This window comes from Bifidobacterium xylocopae, assembly GCF_003315615.1.
Taxonomy (GTDB): Bacteria; Actinomycetota; Actinomycetes; order Actinomycetales; family Bifidobacteriaceae; genus Bombiscardovia; species Bombiscardovia xylocopae.
In genome coordinates this window covers 58,217-74,101 of sequence record NZ_PDCH01000001.1, presented here as the reverse complement: position 1 = coordinate 74,101, position 15,885 = coordinate 58,217, and the positions used below count along the sequence as shown (strand labels likewise).

Annotated in this window: 13 protein-coding genes and 1 riboswitch; of the genes, 4 read left to right on the top strand and 9 right to left on the bottom strand. The window is 65.0% G+C overall.

What is annotated here, in order from left to right:
- The first annotated feature begins 77 nt into the window (after nt 1–77).
- Nucleotides 78–215: riboswitch (FMN riboswitch) on the top strand.
- Together CRD59_RS00340 and CRD59_RS00335 are read left to right on the top strand one after the other, a co-directional pair.
- Nucleotides 200–835, top strand: a complete 636-nt coding sequence (locus tag CRD59_RS00340; protein WP_148666580.1) for an ECF transporter S component — start codon at nt 200–202, stop codon at nt 833–835. Its footprint overlaps the riboswitch before it by 16 nt.
- Complete coding sequence (locus tag CRD59_RS00335; protein ID WP_236632635.1) at nt 832–3,414, top strand: energy-coupling factor transporter ATPase; 2,583 nt, start codon at nt 832–834, stop codon at nt 3,412–3,414. Before CRD59_RS00340 ends, CRD59_RS00335 begins: the two co-directional genes overlap by 4 nt.
- 356 nt (nt 3,415–3,770) lie before the next feature.
- Here the strand turns inward: CRD59_RS00335 and CRD59_RS00330 are convergent, their stop codons facing one another.
- The 6 genes from CRD59_RS00330 to CRD59_RS00305 all read right to left on the bottom strand — a co-directional run bounded on the left by CRD59_RS00330 (nt 3,771) and on the right by CRD59_RS00305 (nt 11,462).
- Nucleotides 3,771–6,413 (bottom strand): ATP-dependent Clp protease ATP-binding subunit, encoded by a 2,643-nt coding sequence (locus CRD59_RS00330; RefSeq protein WP_113852616.1) that lies wholly within the window; start codon nt 6,411–6,413, stop codon nt 3,771–3,773.
- A 95-nt stretch (nt 6,414–6,508) separates the two neighbouring features.
- Nucleotides 6,509–7,582 (bottom strand): DUF3027 domain-containing protein, encoded by a 1,074-nt coding sequence (locus tag CRD59_RS00325; protein ID WP_113852795.1) that lies wholly within the window; start codon nt 7,580–7,582, stop codon nt 6,509–6,511.
- A gap of 98 nt (nt 7,583–7,680) precedes the next feature.
- Nucleotides 7,681–8,070 carry a cold-shock protein gene (locus tag CRD59_RS00320; RefSeq protein ID WP_113852794.1) on the bottom strand — a complete coding sequence of 130 codons (390 nt, stop codon included), beginning with the start codon at nt 8,068–8,070 and terminating at the stop codon, nt 7,681–7,683.
- A 140-nt stretch (nt 8,071–8,210) separates the two neighbouring features.
- The gene (locus CRD59_RS00315) at nt 8,211–9,935 is read right to left on the bottom strand and encodes a sensor histidine kinase (RefSeq protein WP_330849110.1); all 1,725 of its coding nucleotides are present in this window, start codon (nt 9,933–9,935) and stop codon (nt 8,211–8,213) included.
- Nucleotides 9,932–10,678, bottom strand: coding sequence for a response regulator transcription factor (locus CRD59_RS00310; RefSeq protein ID WP_113852615.1), 747 nt, complete (start codon nt 10,676–10,678; stop codon nt 9,932–9,934). Before CRD59_RS00310 ends, CRD59_RS00315 begins: the two co-directional genes overlap by 4 nt.
- A gap of 4 nt (nt 10,679–10,682) precedes the next feature.
- Nucleotides 10,683–11,462: a TPM domain-containing protein gene (locus CRD59_RS00305; RefSeq protein ID WP_113852614.1), complete on the bottom strand. Its 780-nt coding sequence runs from the start codon at nt 11,460–11,462 to the stop codon at nt 10,683–10,685.
- Between the two features lie 83 nt (nt 11,463–11,545).
- Here CRD59_RS00305 and CRD59_RS00300 point away from each other — a divergent pair, with 83 nt between their 5' ends.
- Complete coding sequence (locus CRD59_RS00300; RefSeq protein ID WP_113852613.1) at nt 11,546–11,839, top strand: WXG100 family type VII secretion target; 294 nt, start codon at nt 11,546–11,548, stop codon at nt 11,837–11,839.
- Between the two features lie 233 nt (nt 11,840–12,072).
- Here the strand turns inward: CRD59_RS00300 and groL are convergent, their stop codons facing one another.
- From groL to CRD59_RS00285, 3 genes are all read right to left on the bottom strand, one after another.
- The gene (gene groL / locus CRD59_RS00295) at nt 12,073–13,689 is read right to left on the bottom strand and encodes a chaperonin GroEL (protein WP_113852612.1); all 1,617 of its coding nucleotides are present in this window, start codon (nt 13,687–13,689) and stop codon (nt 12,073–12,075) included.
- 258 nt (nt 13,690–13,947) lie between these two features.
- The gene (locus CRD59_RS00290; protein WP_113852611.1) at nt 13,948–14,154 is read right to left on the bottom strand and encodes a cold-shock protein; all 207 of its coding nucleotides are present in this window, start codon (nt 14,152–14,154) and stop codon (nt 13,948–13,950) included.
- Nucleotides 14,155–14,289: 135 nt separating this feature from the next.
- The gene (locus tag CRD59_RS00285; protein ID WP_113852610.1) at nt 14,290–14,928 is read right to left on the bottom strand and encodes a LytR C-terminal domain-containing protein; all 639 of its coding nucleotides are present in this window, start codon (nt 14,926–14,928) and stop codon (nt 14,290–14,292) included.
- A gap of 134 nt (nt 14,929–15,062) precedes the next feature.
- Here CRD59_RS00285 and CRD59_RS00280 point away from each other — a divergent pair, with 134 nt between their 5' ends.
- Nucleotides 15,063–15,851, top strand: coding sequence for a uracil-DNA glycosylase (locus CRD59_RS00280; RefSeq protein WP_236632634.1), 789 nt, complete (start codon nt 15,063–15,065; stop codon nt 15,849–15,851).
- Nucleotides 15,852–15,885: the final 34 nt, after the last annotated feature.

Here is a 15,885-nt window from a genome sequence, read left to right as displayed (position 1 = left end):
CGACCAGCCCGACCTGCGCCCCGACCGACCGCACATACCATTGACGCCACCGACCCACCCTGCTACGTTGGATGATGTCTATGTTTCAGGGAAGGTGCAATTCCTTACTGGCGGTATCCGGATTCTGCTGTCCGGGAGCCCGCGACCCGTGCAAGCGGTGGATGTCGGTGAGAGTCCGAAGCCAACGGTCACAGTCCGGATGGAAGAAACGAGGCTCTCCATGAGCATGTCTTCGCATACCCCAAACCAGTCGCATCATCCGGACGCGCCGGGCACACCCCTCACCGACGCCCACTCCACGGGAGGGGCCGACCACGGCCGCTGGTCCACCAAACGGATCGCCGTATACGCCCTGTTCGTGGCATTGACGATGGTGGTCAGCTTCTTCTCCTTCCCGATTTTCCCGGTGGCGCCTTGGCTGAGGTACGACCCTTCGGGAATCGTGGTCCTGGTGGCCGGCTTCGCGTTCGGCCCCGCCGCGGCGGCGATCGTCTCGGTGCTGGGCTTCCTGCCGCACGTGTTCACCAACCCCTTCGGCGCCCTGGTAGCCATCGTCGTGGCCCTGGCCCTGAGCGTGCCCGCAGCCCTGATCTACCGCAAGATCCACACCCGCGCAGGAGCGGTCCTTGGCATCGTCACCGGTGCCGTCCTGGGCGTGATCGCGGCCATCCTGTGCAACATCGCGATCACGCCCCTCTACGCGCACATGTCCATGGGCGAGGTGCTGGCCATGATCGTACCGATCCTGCTGCCCTTCAACCTGATGAAGTTCGCCATCCACGGCCTGGTGACCTTCCTGGTCTACAAGCCGATCTCCCGGCTGGTCAACCGGTGAGCGAAGCCCTGCCGCCACATACGGCACCGACCTCCGAAAGGCCGGCCGGGGCCACCGACAACGTCCCGCCGCTGGCGCGCCTGAACGATGTCTCCTTGTCCTACGACGGCGGCCGCACCTGGGCACTGGACCGGGTGAACCTGTCGGTCATGGCCGGGGAACACCTGTGCATCCTGGGTGCCAATGGTTCCGGCAAATCCACGCTGGGCAGGATCCTGGCCGGTGCTGCGGCCCCCGATGCCGGGCGGGTCGAGCTGATGGGCTCCATCGTCTTCGACGGCTCCCTGCCCGCCGAGAAGGGCCGGGTGCGTCCCGAGCGCTACCGGATGGCCCGGCATTCGATCGGCATCGTCCTGCAGAACCCGGAAGACCAGATCGTCACGACCGTAGCCCGGGACGATGTGGCCTTCGGCCCGGAGAACCTGGGCTTCCAGCCCGCCCGCATCTCCCAGGCTGTCGATGACGCCCTGGCCCGTGTCGGCATGAGCGGCCAGGCCGACCGGGATCCCACACGCATGTCCGGCGGCCAGCAGCAACGCCTGGCCGTGGCAGGCAACCTGGCGATGGAGCCCCGGCTGATCATTCTGGATGAGCCCGGTGCCATGCTCGACACGGCCGGGCAACAGGACATCATGGACATCATGGACCGTCTGGCCTTGGCAGGCAAAGCCGTTGTCCACATCACCCACCAGCTGGATGAGGCCAGGCGGGCCGACCGGGTGATGTTGCTCGCCGACGGTCGGATCGTAGCCTCCGGCACCCCGCGGGAGGTGCTGTCCCGGCGGGATCTGGCCATTCTCTCCCCCCCGCCTGCGGAGGGGTCCGGAAGCTCCCACCTGCCGGAACCCATCCATAAGGATCCGGCCCCAGCGGTCCCGGCTTCGACGAAGGAAGGCCAAGGGGGCGTTCCGCCCAGCGCCGTCGCCGACCGGCAGGGGTCCGCGGCGCCGGCGGTCAACGTCCAAGGCCTCTCCTTCTCCTATCCCGATGCGGACGGCGAGACCCTGACGGACCTCTCCTTCGAGTTGCAAGCCGGCCACACCCTGGCCGTCATGGGCCGCAACGGATCGGGCAAGTCCACGCTCTCCCGGCTCCTGTGCGCCCTGCTGGCCCCTTCCGCGGGATCCATCCGCATGGCCGGTCTGGACATCGCGGGCGGGATCCCACCCGCCCGGGGGCGACGACGCCGCCGACTCCTGCGCCTCCTGCGCCAGCGGGTGGGCTTCGTGATGCAGTACCCCGAGCACCAGCTCTTCGCCGACACCGTGGCCCAGGACGTGGCCTACGGTCCACGCAACCTTGGCCTCGAGCCGGACCAGGTGCGCAAACGGGTCGAGGACGCCTTGGACCTGCTGGGGGTGGCGGCCCTGGCCGACCGCTCCCCCTTCGACCTCTCAGGGGGACAGCAGCGCCTGGTCGCCATAGCCGGGATCGTGGCCTGCAACCCGCAAGTCCTGGTTCTCGACGAAGTCACCGCAAGCCTGGACCCGGCAGCAAGCCAGCGCATCATGGCCCTCCTGCGCGTACTGCATCGCAGGGGCGTCACCATAGTGATGAACACCCATTCCGACCAGGAGGCCCTTCAGCTGGCCGATGAGGCCCTTCTCCTGGAGCGCGGCAGGCAGCTCGCATACGGCCCCGTGAGCCGGGTGCTGGAGCGCTACCATGGTCTGCTTGCCGCCGAACCCAGTCCCGCTCAGGACCTGCCCGCCCATACCCCGCCGTCCGCAGCGGGCGCCACCGGAACCGCCGCCCCCACCCACCAGGTCCAGTCGGAAGGCCTTGCCCCATCGAAGGCCGACGGACCGCGCACCGGCCTGACGGGTCGTCTCGACCCCCGGGCGAAGATCATCACCTTCCTGCTGATGATGCTCACCGCCTTCTTCATCAGCCGGCCCAATCAGCTGGCCCTGGGTTTCGTAGTCACAGCCACACTCTTCGGGGCCGCGCACGTCCCCATCGGGAGTCTGTTGAAATCGGTGCGCGTCTTCCTGCTGCTCATGCTTGTCCTCGTTCCCGTAAACCTCTTCTTCACCCGGACCGGCCGGCCCTTGGCCCACTGGGGGCCGCTCCAGGTCACCGACCAAGGGGTCTGGGTGGCCATACTCTATTCCTGCCGCTTCCTGCTGATCATTCTCCTGGGCGCCCTGCTGGTCGAGACCACCACGCCCACACAGATGACCGACGCCTTCGAGAGCCTGCTGAAGCCGCTGTCCCGTTGGGGGGTCCACACCGGCGAGATGGCCCTGGTCCTCTCCTTGGCCCTGCGTTTCATCCCTACCCTCAACCAGGAGGTCCACTCCATCATCGACGCCCAGGCGGCGCGTGGTGGTTCCATTGAATCGGGCGCCCTGGACCAGCGTCTGCGCGCAGCGGTAGCCATAGCCGTACCGGTCTTCGCAGGCGCCTTGCGCCACGCCGATAACCTGAGCCAGGCACTGGATGCCCGCTGCTATGAGGGCGGCCGCCATCGAACGCATTACCGGCGCCTGAGCATGGGTCGAATCGACCTCGCCTTCATCGGCTGCACCGCCGCCTATCTGCTGGCCTTATTGATCCTGCCGCTTGTGCGCTGCTGACCCCAACCACAGACCACGATAAAGCAGCACGCCCCGGTGACCGGTATCCGGGGCCCTGATTACCCATCGAGCGCGAATCCACCAGGCCCACGGATCGCCGGCGGCGGAAACGCCCGGCCCCGCGAGCGGCCCTGCGGCATGCCAGGGTACGATACCGCACCGGGCCGCGCGACACAGGCAAACATGCGGCCGGACGGCAAGGACTTTAGGGGATTGGCGTACGGCAGCCACGGAAGCATAGGCCAGACCAGACACACCCTCGGGCACACGCATGTGCCCCCGAACATGCGACGAGGGTGGAGCGAATATCGCTCCACCCTCGCAACATGCCGAAGCATGTTCACAGATACAGGCGATTACTCGCCTTCACCCTCGCCTTCGGCCGGACGCTCGGTCTCGTCGTCCGCGGAGGATCGAGTACCGGCGTCTTTCGACGAACCGTCAGCATCCGCGGAAACGACCGAGGCGCCGACCAGCTCGGGCTCCGTGCCCTGGCCCTTGTCCTTGGCGGCATGCCTGGGGCCATCGAAGGGCTTTCCCTTGAAAGTGAACTCGCCGAGGATGCCCTCACCTTCGGCATCGACCTCGACGGACTCGTTGTCCTCCAAGTCGCCCATCAGTATCTTCTCCGAGATGGCATCCTCGATGTCCCGCTGGATGACGCGGCGCAGGGGGCGGGCACCCAGGAGCGGGTCGAAGCCCTTCTCGGCCAGCAGGTCCTTGGCCTTGTCGGTCAGCTCCAGGGACATATGCCGCTCGAACAGGCGGTCGTTCAGCTGGCTGATGTCCAGGTCCACGATCTGGCGCACCTGGGGCTCGGTCAGCTGTTGGAAGACGATGATATCGTCCAGACGGTTCAGGAACTCGGGCCGGAACTGCTGCTTGAGCTCGCTGTTGACCTGGTCCTTCATCCGCTGATAGGAGGTTTCCGTATTGCCACCCACGTTGAAACCGGTGTTAGCCGCCTTCGCGATGTCACGGGTGCCCAGGTTGGTGGTCAGGATGATGATCGTGTTCTTGAAGTCCACGGTCCGTCCCTGGCCGTCGGTCAGGTGACCGTCGTCCAACACCTGCAACAGGGTGTTGAAGATGTCGGGATGGGCCTTCTCGATCTCGTCGAACAGGACCACGGAGAAGGGCTTGCGGCGCACCTTCTCGGTCAGCTCGCCACCTTCCTCGTAACCCACATACCCCGGAGGCGCCCCGAAGAGCCTGGAGGCCGCGTACTTCTCCGAGAACTCGGACATGTCAACGCGGATCAGCGCGTCCTCGTCGTCGAAGAGGAACTGGGCCAGGGCCTTGGCCAGCTCGGTCTTGCCTACACCGGTCGGCCCGGCGAAGATGAAGGAGCCGGCTGGACGCTTGGGATCCTTGAGGCCCACACGGGTGCGCCGGATGGAGCGGGACAGGGCGGAGACCGCCTCGTCCTGGCCGATGATCCGCTTGTGCAGCTCGGCCTCCATGCCCAATAGCTTCTTGGACTCGGCCTGGGTGAGCTTGAACACCGGGATGCCGGTGGTGGAGGAGACGACCTCAGCGATCACATCCTCGTCCACTACCATCTTGACATCGGATTCACCTTCATGCCAGGCCTGTTCCTTCTCCTTGCGCTCGGACTCCAGCTTCTCCTGCTTGTCGCGCAGCTCGGCGGCCTTCTCGAAGTCCTGGTCCTTGATGGCCTTGTCCTTGGAATCGCTGACCTTGGCGATCTTGGCGTCGAGCTCCTTGAGCTCCGGCGGCGCGGTCAGCCGCTTGATGCGCAGACGGGCACCGGCCTCGTCGACCAGGTCGATGGCCTTGTCGGGCAGGTTCCTGTCCTGGATGTAACGGGAGGACAGCTCCGCCGCAGACTGGAGCGCCCCGTCGGTAATCGTCACATGGTGGTGGTTCTCATAGCGTTCCTTGAGGCCTTTCAGGATCTCGATGGTCTCGGCGATCGTAGGCTCGGGCACCTGGATGGGCTGGAAGCGTCGCTCCAGGGCCGCGTCCTTCTCGATGTACTTGCGGTATTCCTCGGTGGTGGTGGCGCCGATGGTCTGCAACTCACCACGGGCCAGCAGCGGCTTCAACATATCGGATGCGCCCAGGGCCCCGTCTGCCGAGCCTGCACCCACGATGGTGTGAATCTCGTCGATGAAGAGGATGACGTCGCCGCGGGTCTTGATTTCCTTCAGGACCTTCTTCAGACGCTCCTCGAAGTCGCCACGGTAACGGGAACCCGCCACCATCGAGCCCAGGTCGAGCGAGTAGACCTGCTTGTCCTTCAACGTCTCGGGCACATCGCCAGCGTGGATCTTCTCCGCCAGCCCCTCGACCACGGCGGTCTTGCCGACTCCCGGCTCACCGATCAGCACAGGGTTGTTCTTGGTGCGCCTGGACAGCACGACCATGACCCGCTCGATCTCCTTGGAACGACCGATCACGGGGTCGAGCTTGCCTTCGGCCGCCTCCTGGGTGAGATTGCGACCGAACTGGTCGAGGATCGCGGAGCCGGTCTGGCCGTGCTTGTCCTGTACGCCTCCGGCATTGGCCAGGTCGCCCTTGCCGTCCCCGGAACCCTCATGGCTGCCGCGGATCATGTCGATCGTGGCGGTGCGCAACTCGCCCAGGTCGACGCCCATCTTGATGAGCACCTGGGTGCCTACGCCCTCGCCTTCGCGAATCAGGCCCAGGAGGATGTGCTCGGTGCCGATGTATGAATGCCCCAGTTGCAGGGCCTCCCGAAGGCTCAGCTCCAGGACCTGCTTGGCGTGCGGGGTGAAGGGGATGTGCCCGTTGGGCGCGGCATTCCCCTTGCCGATCATCTCCTCGACCTGCTTGCGGGTGGCCTCCAGCTCAACGCCCTTCGAGGCGAGCGCCTTGGCCGCCACCCCGTCGCCCTCGCGTATCAGGCCGAGCAGGAGATGCTCGGTGCCGATGTAGTTGTGCTGCAGGGCACGGGCCTCTTCCTGCGCCAGCACTATGACGCGCCGCGCGCGGTCGGTAAACCGTTCGAACATACATGTCCTTCCCTATACGACTGCTACTCACTCTACCGATTCGAGATGACGAATATTCATAGGACAGGCCCCATTGCGCTGTTGACGCAAAAACCCTACTGGCGCCTGCCGCCGCGCCTCCTGCGACGGATGACCCCGGCAGCCCCGCCCTGTTCGTCGCCATCATCCTCATCGTCTATCCGGTCTGGGCCGCCGGCCTGCTCGATCAGCTCCACCTCGGGCCGCTCCTCCCGTGGGGCCTGCTCGACCACATCGATGTGCAGGTCGTCGAAGGCGGGCTTTGACTGGACCCACAGCGGGCTGGCCTGTGGCGGATCTATCTCGGAGTGTTCGCCACAGCCGTGGTCCAGTGCCACGACCCGGCCATCGTCCGGGCTCCATCGGTTGGCGCAGACACCGAACATCGTCCCTAGTTCACCCTGGAGCGGGACCATGAAACCGCAGGTGGCGCAAGTAGCGCCCTTCGCCGTGCGCGTGGAGAGGGACTTCGGGCCGGGCTGACCCTCATACCAGCGCTTCGCCGCTTCGGCCCGGCCCAGCGGGCTCAGGACACGCCTGCGGCTCAGGGCGAACTCCTCCGCGGCGGCATCGACGTCCTGTGACGAGGTGCGCAGCCAAGCGTCTTCATCACGGTGATGATCGTCCGACGGTTCACGGGTCTCGCCGGCCCGCTTGAACACCGCACCGCCCTGGGGCGCACCACCATCGGAAGCCTCTTCTGTGGCTTCGCCACCGGACCCTTCCTCGCCGGGCCCGGTCATATCCTCGCCCGTTCCTCTGCCCGGCAGCGCTTGCGACCGATCGGACCCATGCATACCCGGTTCCAGCCGTGGGTCCCCCGCCTCGGTCCCCATGGCATCCGTGACCGACAGGTCGGAAGGCAGCAGTCGGTCCTTCCATGGGACCCATGCGGGCGGCAGCAAGGCCTCGGGACCGGGGACCAGCGATGACTCATCCACGGTCCAACGATCAAGTTCGGCATCGTGGAAGAGGGTGACCGACCAGATCCACCCCTCATAGCCCTTGATCAGAGAAGCGAAGCGGAATTCGCTGACCCCACCCTCACCCTGGTCGGAGCCCAGGAACTCCCCCACCTCATTCGGGTCCGACGCCACGGAAAGGGCCACATCCCTGGCCAGGTCCCGGGGCTTACGCTGCTCTTGCGGCATTACCACACCTTCACCATCCGCCCCGGCCATCCCGGCCCTGGGCACCCGTCTGTCTCGTTCCATCGTCCACCCCGGCGCCGACCGGCCAGGCAGCCGCTTCAGCCCTGCACATCGAAGTCGTCCGCCACGGCCCTCAGGAGGGTCGCCAGTTTGCGGGACTCCGCATCCCCCGGATAGCGGTGACGGCGCAGGTGACCGCCTGCCGAATCCAGGAGCTTGATCAGGTCTTCGACGATCGCCGCCATGTCATCCGGCTGCGGGCGGGTGGCTTTGACGATTGAGGGCGCCGGCCCGACCGGCTGCACATCCAAGGCCTGTAGCCCCTTTCGACCGGTCACCATGGAGAACTCCACCCTGGCGCCCTTGCGGATGGTCGACACACCTTCGGGCAGGGCGGCCGCCGGTAGAAACACGTCCTCCCCATCGTCGCCGGTGATGAATCCGAACCCGCGCTTGGCATCGAACCAACGCACTTTCCCGCTGGGCATGGTCACTCTCCCTCATCCGAATATGGAAGCGAAGGGCACGGCAGCCCGCACCCCCGCATGCAATACAAAGTCTCTCCATCACCAGTCTAGCCCAAGCGCAGGTGCCAGGCGGGGGTTGGTCGCTGGCGGCGTACAGGCGATCAGACCGGGTGGCCCTGGGGCAGGACGATACTGAAGGTCAACCCACCACCTGGGGTCTGCGAGGCGCAGATCAGGCCCTGGTGCACCTTGACGATCGACTGGACGATGGCCAGCCCCAAGCCGGTGCCGCCCTTGAGCCTGGCCCTGGACGGATCGGCCGTGTAGAACCGCTCGAACAAGTGAGGAAGCGCCTCCCTGTCGGCCCCGGGACCGTGGTCGCGGAACTGCATGACCACGTATGTCCGGCTGCCCGGGGTGTCGGCGGGCACGGCCGCCGCGCACACCGCGGCCATGGACCCCTCGTCGGCAGGCAGGGCGACCAGACGCCTGGGCGACCACGGCAGGGCAATCATGCCGAGTCCTATCTCCACAGGGCTGTCCGGTGGTGTATAGCGATGGACATTACCTATGATGTTGGTGACCACCTGCCGCAAGCGGGTGGGGTCTGCGACCATGTCAATCCGTTCCCAGGCGGCATCCCGGAAGTCGAAGGCCGCGCCCCCGGACGCAGGCGGGGCCAGGCGACCGCGCGCTACGTCCCGCTGCGGGTCCATGGCATGCAGGTCGTCCACCGCATCTGCCACAAGTGCGGTCAGATTGACATCCTTGCTGGCATCCACACCCCGACCTTCGTCCAATCGGGCCAGGGAGAGGAGGTCCTGGACCAGGTCGGTCATCCGCGCCGATGAGGCCTCTATGTGCTCAATCGATTCGTCGGCGCGCTCCAGTGCGCCTGGCAGCTGCCGCTGCATCCGGTACAGCTCGGCATAGCCATGGATGGCGGCCAGGGGAGTTCGCAGTTCGTGGCTGGCGTCTGAGACGAACTGCTTCATCTTGGCGGTGGTCTCCTCCTGTTCGTGGAAGCTGCGTTCGATGCGCGCCAGCATCACGTTCAGGGAGGCGGCCAGCGAGCCGACTTCGGTGTTGACTGGGCCTTCGGGAATGCGCTGGGAGAGGTCCCCGGCGGCGATCTTGGCCGCCGTCTTCTCGATGCGCTTGAGCGGCGCGAGGGTGCTTTGCAGGAGCAGGGCCGCGATCACCGCGCCCAGCAGCACGATCAGGATGCCTACCACCCAGCAGTACTGGGTCAGCGCGTGGATCGTGTCCTGCTGCTCGCTCAGGGACAGGCCGATGAAGAGGACACCGTGGCTTTCGCCTGAACCATCCGGCGCATCCATACTCCAGCGCATGGCGACGACCCGCCATGGCGCCTGCGCCCGCTTGAGGCTCTCCCGGTCCGCATCGCGACCGCCGCCCTCGCGCACAGCAGCCGGCGTGGTGAAGGGCTGGTCCATGACGATGCCGCCATAGGAGCCGTCCGCAGGCAGTTTGGGGATCGAGACCACACCGGTGCCCTTCATCGGGTTGAGGTCATCCGAGATGATGCGCATGTCGCCGTCACGGATCTGCAGGAAGTAGTCGGTCGGCGCCAGACCCCGCTTGCTCAGGTCCTCGCGGTTGAGCAGCGTGGCGTTGCGTATGCCCAGCTTGGCCTGACGGATCAGCTGTGCGTCCGTCTTCTGCATGAGGTAGGTTCCAGCCATCTGGCGGATGGCCAGGGAGATGCCCAGGGTGCCGATGATCAGCAGGACGAGCATGGAAGCGATCAGCTTCGCGGTCAGGGGGATCGCGTCCAGCAGGCTCCTCCCCTGCTCGGCCGGCTCCTGATCCGCGCTACCGGCGGCGCGCCGAACGGACGGCGCCTGCCCTTCGGTCGTGCTCACTGCTCGTCCGCTGGGCCCTTGCGGCCCCTGATCATGTACCCGATGCCACGCTTGGTCTGAATCAGCGGTTCCACCTTATGGGGCTGGCCGTCGGGTCCGGCGACGGTGATTCCATCGACTTTCTTACGCAGATAGGAGATGTAGGATTCGACGATGGCCGCGTCCCCTCCCCAGTCGTACTGCCAGACATGGTCCAGGATCTGGGCCTTGGACAGGACCCGCCCCTCGTTGTCCATCAGGTAGCGCAGGAGCTTGTACTCGGTGGGGCTCAGATCCACGGACCGTCCGGCACGGGTCACATCGTGCGAGTCCTCGTTGATCTCCAGGTCGTCTACCCGGATAACGGGATCGTCCTGCGTCTGCTCGCGGGTGCGGCGCAGGATGGCACGGATGCGAGCCACCACCTCCTCCAGGGAGAAGGGCTTGGTCACATAGTCGTCCCCTCCGACCGTGAGCCCCATGATCTTGTCCTGGGTGTCGTCACGCGCCGTGAGAAAAAGCACAGGGGCCGTGACACCGTCCTGGCGAATCCTCGATGTCACGGTGAACCCGTCGATATCGGGGAGCATGACGTCCAGGACAATCAGGTCCGGCTGTACGCGCTCGATGACCTCGATGGCCTCGGTGCCTGACGCCGCGGTCGTCACTTCGAAACCGGCGAAATGCAGGGATGCGACAAGAAGGTCACGAATCGAGGGCTCGTCGTCCACCACGACTATTGATGCTTCGATGGTCTTGCTCATGGTCTCAGGATGCCGTCCCAGACTGAACGTTTCCTGAACGCGAGCTGTGACGTCCCACCCGTTTCCTGCCCTTACGCCGCTTCAGCAGATAGGCGACCACAACGGCCGCGACCACTACGACGACGGCGCCGGCTAGGGCAACCCACAGCAGGATGGTACGCCGCTCATGGTCCCTCTTGGATTGCTCCACCTGCCGCATGAGCGCTTCGGCGGACCCCACCCAGTCCGGTGAGTCGCTGTCGGCTATGGGTTTCAGGGCCGCCTGGGACAGGTCATCGACCGTGGATTGCTCTTTGAGCCAACCCTCGGAGTTGGAAGAAACCGCGACGACCAGGTTGCCTTGCTTGGAAGCCACGGCCAGCAGGACCGTGTTCGCGGGAGGCTGGGTCGACTCCAACACCTGACTGGCCCACTTGTCGGGATTCTTGCCCTGGTAGAACGAGGGAAGGTAGAGCAGCCGGACGTGGACGCCGGTCTTGCGCTGCGTCTCATTGATTGCGTCCGTCACAGCACCCACGTTGGCTCCCAACAGGTTCTGGGTGTCGGTGATCTGATCTGTCAAACTGCCGACGGGCCCCTGCCCGTCCCCCGCCGCTATGGCGGCCGGGGGCCCGGCCAGCAGAACCAAGGAAAGGACCACGACCAATACGAATGGCCAGGTCAACGACCGCGACGACCTTCCCAAGACCGAACCGTACCGGTTGCGTTTATCTACATCCACCCGTGCAGGGCCGCATTCGACCACATGATTCAGCAAGACGTCCTCGCTCCGTTCGTGTGTCATAGAGTCCACTGTAGCGGCAGATGAGGAAGGTCGGCGGCCGCCCGGCGAACGAAGGAACACCAGCAAGGAAAGGGAGGCCCAAAATGCCTCAATATCAAGTGGATTCGGAACAGATCCAGTCGGCCAGCGCGGCCGTGTCCTCCTCCATCGCATCCATACGGGATGCCGTGAGCGGGATGTACGCCAACCTGGACAACCTGCAATCGGTGTGGACGGGAGGCGCGGCCAGCCAGTTCAACGGTGTGGCCGCCCAGTGGCGCGGAGCCCAGCAACAGATGGAGCAGGCCCTCGAAGGCATGCAATCCGCCCTGACCCAGGCCTCCTCACTCTACTCCGATGCGGAAGCGCAGGCCGCCAGGCTCTTCGCCTCCTCCTGACCCCAACGGAACATGGTCGCCGGACGACGACCGACCGTGCAGGACGCACCAGAGCCGATTCCTTGTTCTCCTTGTCGGCCCTTGCCCTGATCCGGTCAGCCTGCCCGTCCTTCACAGCGGTGACCGTAAACGGTTCGGCCGGGCGCCGGGGCCCATTCGCTTTCCGCGAAGGGTCCGGCGCCCGGCCGAATCAAGGCCGGCGGACGATTCATCCGCCTTGACGGGCTTCCGTCTCAGTAGCCCATGTCAGGGCTGGCCGGGGCAGCGGGGGCCGGAGGCTCCGGCTTGTTCGCCACAACGGCTTCGGTGGTCAGGAACAGCCCGGCAATCGAGGCGGCGTTCTGCAGAGCGGAACGGGTCACCTTGACCGGGTCGGCCACGCCGGCGTCAAGCATATCGACGTACTCGTTGGTCGCGGCATTGAAGCCTTGGCCCACGGGCAGGGAGCGAACCTTATCGATGACGACATCGCCGGAAAGACCGGAGTTCTGGGCAATTTGCTTGATCGGAGCCTCGATGGCACGGAAGACGATCGCAGCGCCGGTGGCTTCGTCACCCTCAAGCTTGACCGTGGATTCGACCTTGGCGCTCGCCTGGATCAAAGCGACACCACCGCCGGGCAACAAGCCCTCTTCAATGGCGGCCTTGGCGTTGCGCACAGCATCCTCGATGCGGTGCTTGCGCTCCTTGGCCTCCACCTCGGTCGCGGCACCGACCTTGATGACAGCCACACCACCGGCCAGCTTGGCCAGGCGCTCCTGCAGCTTCTCACGGTCGTAGTCGGAGTCGGTGTTCTCGATCTCGGTGCGGATCTGGGCCACGCGGGCCTGGACCTCCTCCTTGGAGCCGCCGCCGGAGACGATGGTGGTCTCGTCCTTGGAAACAATGACCTTCTTGGCAGTGCCGAGCACGGAGGTATCGATGGAGTCAAGCTTCAGACCGAGTTCATCGGAGACAACCTGGGCACCCGTAAGGATGGCCATATCCTGCAGCATCGCCTTGCGACGGTCTCCGAAACCGGGGGCCTTGACGGCGCAGGAGTTGAAGGTGCCGCGAATCTTGTTCAGAATCAGGGTGGGCAGCGCCTCGCCGTCCACATCCTCAGCAACGATCAGCAGCGGCTTGCCGGTCTTCATGACGAGCTCGGCGATGTGGACCACGTCCTGCTGGCTGGATACCTTGCCCGAGGTGAGCAGAATGTACGGGTCGTCCAAGACGGCGGTCTGGTCGTCGTTGTTGGTCACGAAGTAGGGGGCGATGTAGCCCTTGTCGAAGCGCATGCCCTCCGTGAATTCAAGGTCCAGTCCGAAGCGGTTGTTGTCCTCGACGGTCACGACACCGTCCTGGCCAACCTTGTCCAGAGCCTCGGCGATCTCCTTGCCGACCTCGGGATCAGCGGCGGAGATGGTAGCGGTCGCGGCAATCTGATCCTTGGTCTCCACGTCCTTCGACTCGGCGATCAGTTCCTTGACGATGGCGTCGGCGGCCTTCTCGATGCCCCGGCGCAGGGCGATCGGGTTGGAGCCCGCGACCACGTTCTTCAGTCCTTCGTGGACCAGGGACTGGGCAAGCACGGTGGCGGTCGTAGTTCCGTCGCCGGCCACGTCATCAGTCTTCTTGGCGACTTCCTTGACCAGCTCGGCGCCGATGCGCTCGTACGGGTCCTCAAGATCGATTTCCTTGGCAATCGAAACGCCGTCATTGGTGATGGTCGGTGCGCCGTAGGACTTGTCCAGTACCACATTGCGGCCCTTGGGTCCCAGTGTGACCTTGACGGTGTCGGCCAGCTTGTCCAAACCGGCGAGCATTCCCTGGCGGGCTTCCTCGTCATACGCGATGATCTTTGCCATCTGTAATCCTCCAACATGGCTTGAGTGTTCATGTCCACCGTCGGCGGGGAGCTGGGCCGGCCGTCAGCTGCCGACTTATCACTCCCAAGCCTCGAGTGCTAATTCCACAGATTAGCACTCGCCGGGTCAGAGTGCCAACACCCCATAGCCGGAATACGCTTGGGGCGAGATGCACCCATCGACCAGGCATAAACAAAAAGGCCCCGGCCGAAGCCGGGACCTTTTGCGAAGAGCCCGTTCAGGGCTGATGCGAAAGAATCAGATCACGCGAGCGGAAGTCGCCTGGAGACCCTTGGCGCTCCTCTCGACCTCGAACTCGACCTTGTCGCCCTCGTGCAGAAGCTTGTGATTATCCTGCGAATCAATCGCGGAGTAGTGGACGAAAACGTCCTCGCTGCCATCATCAGGGGTGATGAAGCCATAACCCTTTTGATCGCTGAAGAATTTCACAGTTCCTTGTGCCATAACTAACTTCCTTAATATAAATCGCCGTGTCACGGCAGATACGAAACTGACCGCAGCTGCCAGGTCGGCGTTTACCAGTGTAGCGGATAGCCGGGAAGAAACGCCGAACAGGGACCGATCCACCACAGGATGCGCTCAATTCATCAGCACGGCAACGACCGAAGCCGATGCGCCCGGCACATGCTGCACGTTGCCTATGCCCAGTGTCCTGGCCACATCGTCCGCCGTGGCCTTGTCCGCTTCGTTCTGATACCAGACCACACTGGCCTGGGGCAGCTGACCGGTCGGATTATCGGCTGTGACGCTCGTGTACCCGGCCGCCACCAGGGTCTGGCGCTTGGCTGCGGCGTATCCCGAGATCGACGTGCCGTTGACCACCCGTACCTGGGAAGCCTTGTTGGCTGCGGGCGCGGGTTGCTCGCTCTGGCTGGGGGACGGAGACTGCGGGGCCGGCTTCGGCTCCTCCGTCTTCGCCCTACGGCTGGGAGCGGACTTTGGATCCTTGCCGCGCCGGGCTTCTACCTTGCGGCGCGCCTGCTCCACCTGGGCTGACGTGGTCTGCGAATGCTGCCAGGGCATCTTCCCGCCCGATACGACGGTCCAGGCCCCGAGCCCGCACAGTGCAGCCAGGATGATGATGACGACGACCGGCAGAATGCGTACGGCCAGTGAACGTGGACCGCGGTGGACGCCGACCGGCCCCTCGGGCGGATCGTCGAACTCGTCCGGCGTATACGGCTGGTAGCCGACGTTGTCGTCGCGATTGCTTGCCATGGACTGACCTTCCTCCGCCCGCCCGCCACCGACTCAGGCAGCTGGGATCATGCACTCATATAGGTGACAGTGTAGTAGTGAGACCGGTCATGCCGGCGGTCAGACCGATTCCAGCGGACTATATAGTTGATGATATGGAACCGATGGAACAAGCCGGACTCTTCGCCGCCCCGGACGAAGAGCGAGCCCCGGGGGCGCAGGAAACGCCTGAGACCACCACCGACCAAGCGCAGCGTAAGCCGCTGTCCGCCCTGATCGAACCGGGGTGGGCCCACGCCTTGGCCTCCGTCGAGCCACAGGTCCACCGGATGGGCGATTTCCTCCGCCAGGAGCTGGCCGCAGGCCGCCGGTATCTGCCTGCCCCGAAAAACATCCTGCGGGCATTCACCATCCCGTTCGACACCATCAAGGTACTGATCGTCGGCCAGGACCCCTATCCCACACCCGGAAACGCGGTCGGGCTGAGCTTCTGCGTGGAGCCGGACGTGGATCCGATCCCAGGAAGTCTGCGCAACATCTACACGGAACTCGTATCGGACCTGGGCATACCGCGGCCCGGCAACGGCGATCTGACCCCATGGACCCGGCAGGGCGTCCTCCTGCTCAACCGATGCCTCACCGTACAAGTGGGCAAGCCCGCCAGCCACCGAGGCAAGGGCTGGGAGGAAATCACCGACGCAGCCATCCGCGCCCTGAACGCACGCAAGGACGGAAGCGGCAAGCCCAAGCCGCTGGTGGCGATCCTATGGGGACGGCAGGCGCAGAGCCTGGAGCCGCTGCTGACCAATGCCTACATCATCAAATCACCCCACCCCTCCCCCCTGTCGGCCCGTTACGGGTTCTTCGGCTCGAAGCCCTTCTCCCAGGCCAACAGCGCCCTCGAACGGATGGGTGCCCAACCGGTGGACTGGCGGCTGGCCTAGCGTTTCCGAAACCGCTGTCCATGGCCCCGTAACC

What these genes read in the sequence shown, in the direction of transcription:
- CRD59_RS00325 (WP_113852795.1), bottom strand. Translation starts at nt 7,582, where the DNA reads ATGCCGCAAGAGCAGCGTAAGCCCCGGGACCTGGCCAGGGATGTGGCC.
- CRD59_RS00285 (WP_113852610.1), bottom strand. Translation starts at nt 14,928, where the DNA reads ATGGCAAGCAATCGCGACGACAACGTCGGCTACCAGCCGTATACGCCG.
- groL (WP_113852612.1), bottom strand. Translation starts at nt 13,689, where the DNA reads ATGGCAAAGATCATCGCGTATGACGAGGAAGCCCGCCAGGGAATGCTC.
- CRD59_RS00330 (WP_113852616.1), bottom strand. Translation starts at nt 6,413, where the DNA reads ATGTTCGAACGGTTTACCGACCGCGCGCGGCGCGTCATAGTGCTGGCG.
- CRD59_RS00280 (WP_236632634.1), top strand. Translation starts at nt 15,063, where the DNA reads ATGGAACCGATGGAACAAGCCGGACTCTTCGCCGCCCCGGACGAAGAG.
- CRD59_RS00305 (WP_113852614.1), bottom strand. Translation starts at nt 11,462, where the DNA reads ATGACACACGAACGGAGCGAGGACGTCTTGCTGAATCATGTGGTCGAA.
- CRD59_RS00290 (WP_113852611.1), bottom strand. Translation starts at nt 14,154, where the DNA reads ATGGCACAAGGAACTGTGAAATTCTTCAGCGATCAAAAGGGTTATGGC.
- CRD59_RS00340 (WP_148666580.1), top strand. Translation starts at nt 200, where the DNA reads ATGGAAGAAACGAGGCTCTCCATGAGCATGTCTTCGCATACCCCAAAC.
- CRD59_RS00300 (WP_113852613.1), top strand. Translation starts at nt 11,546, where the DNA reads ATGCCTCAATATCAAGTGGATTCGGAACAGATCCAGTCGGCCAGCGCG.
- CRD59_RS00320 (WP_113852794.1), bottom strand. Translation starts at nt 8,070, where the DNA reads ATGCCCAGCGGGAAAGTGCGTTGGTTCGATGCCAAGCGCGGGTTCGGA.
- CRD59_RS00310 (WP_113852615.1), bottom strand. Translation starts at nt 10,678, where the DNA reads ATGAGCAAGACCATCGAAGCATCAATAGTCGTGGTGGACGACGAGCCC.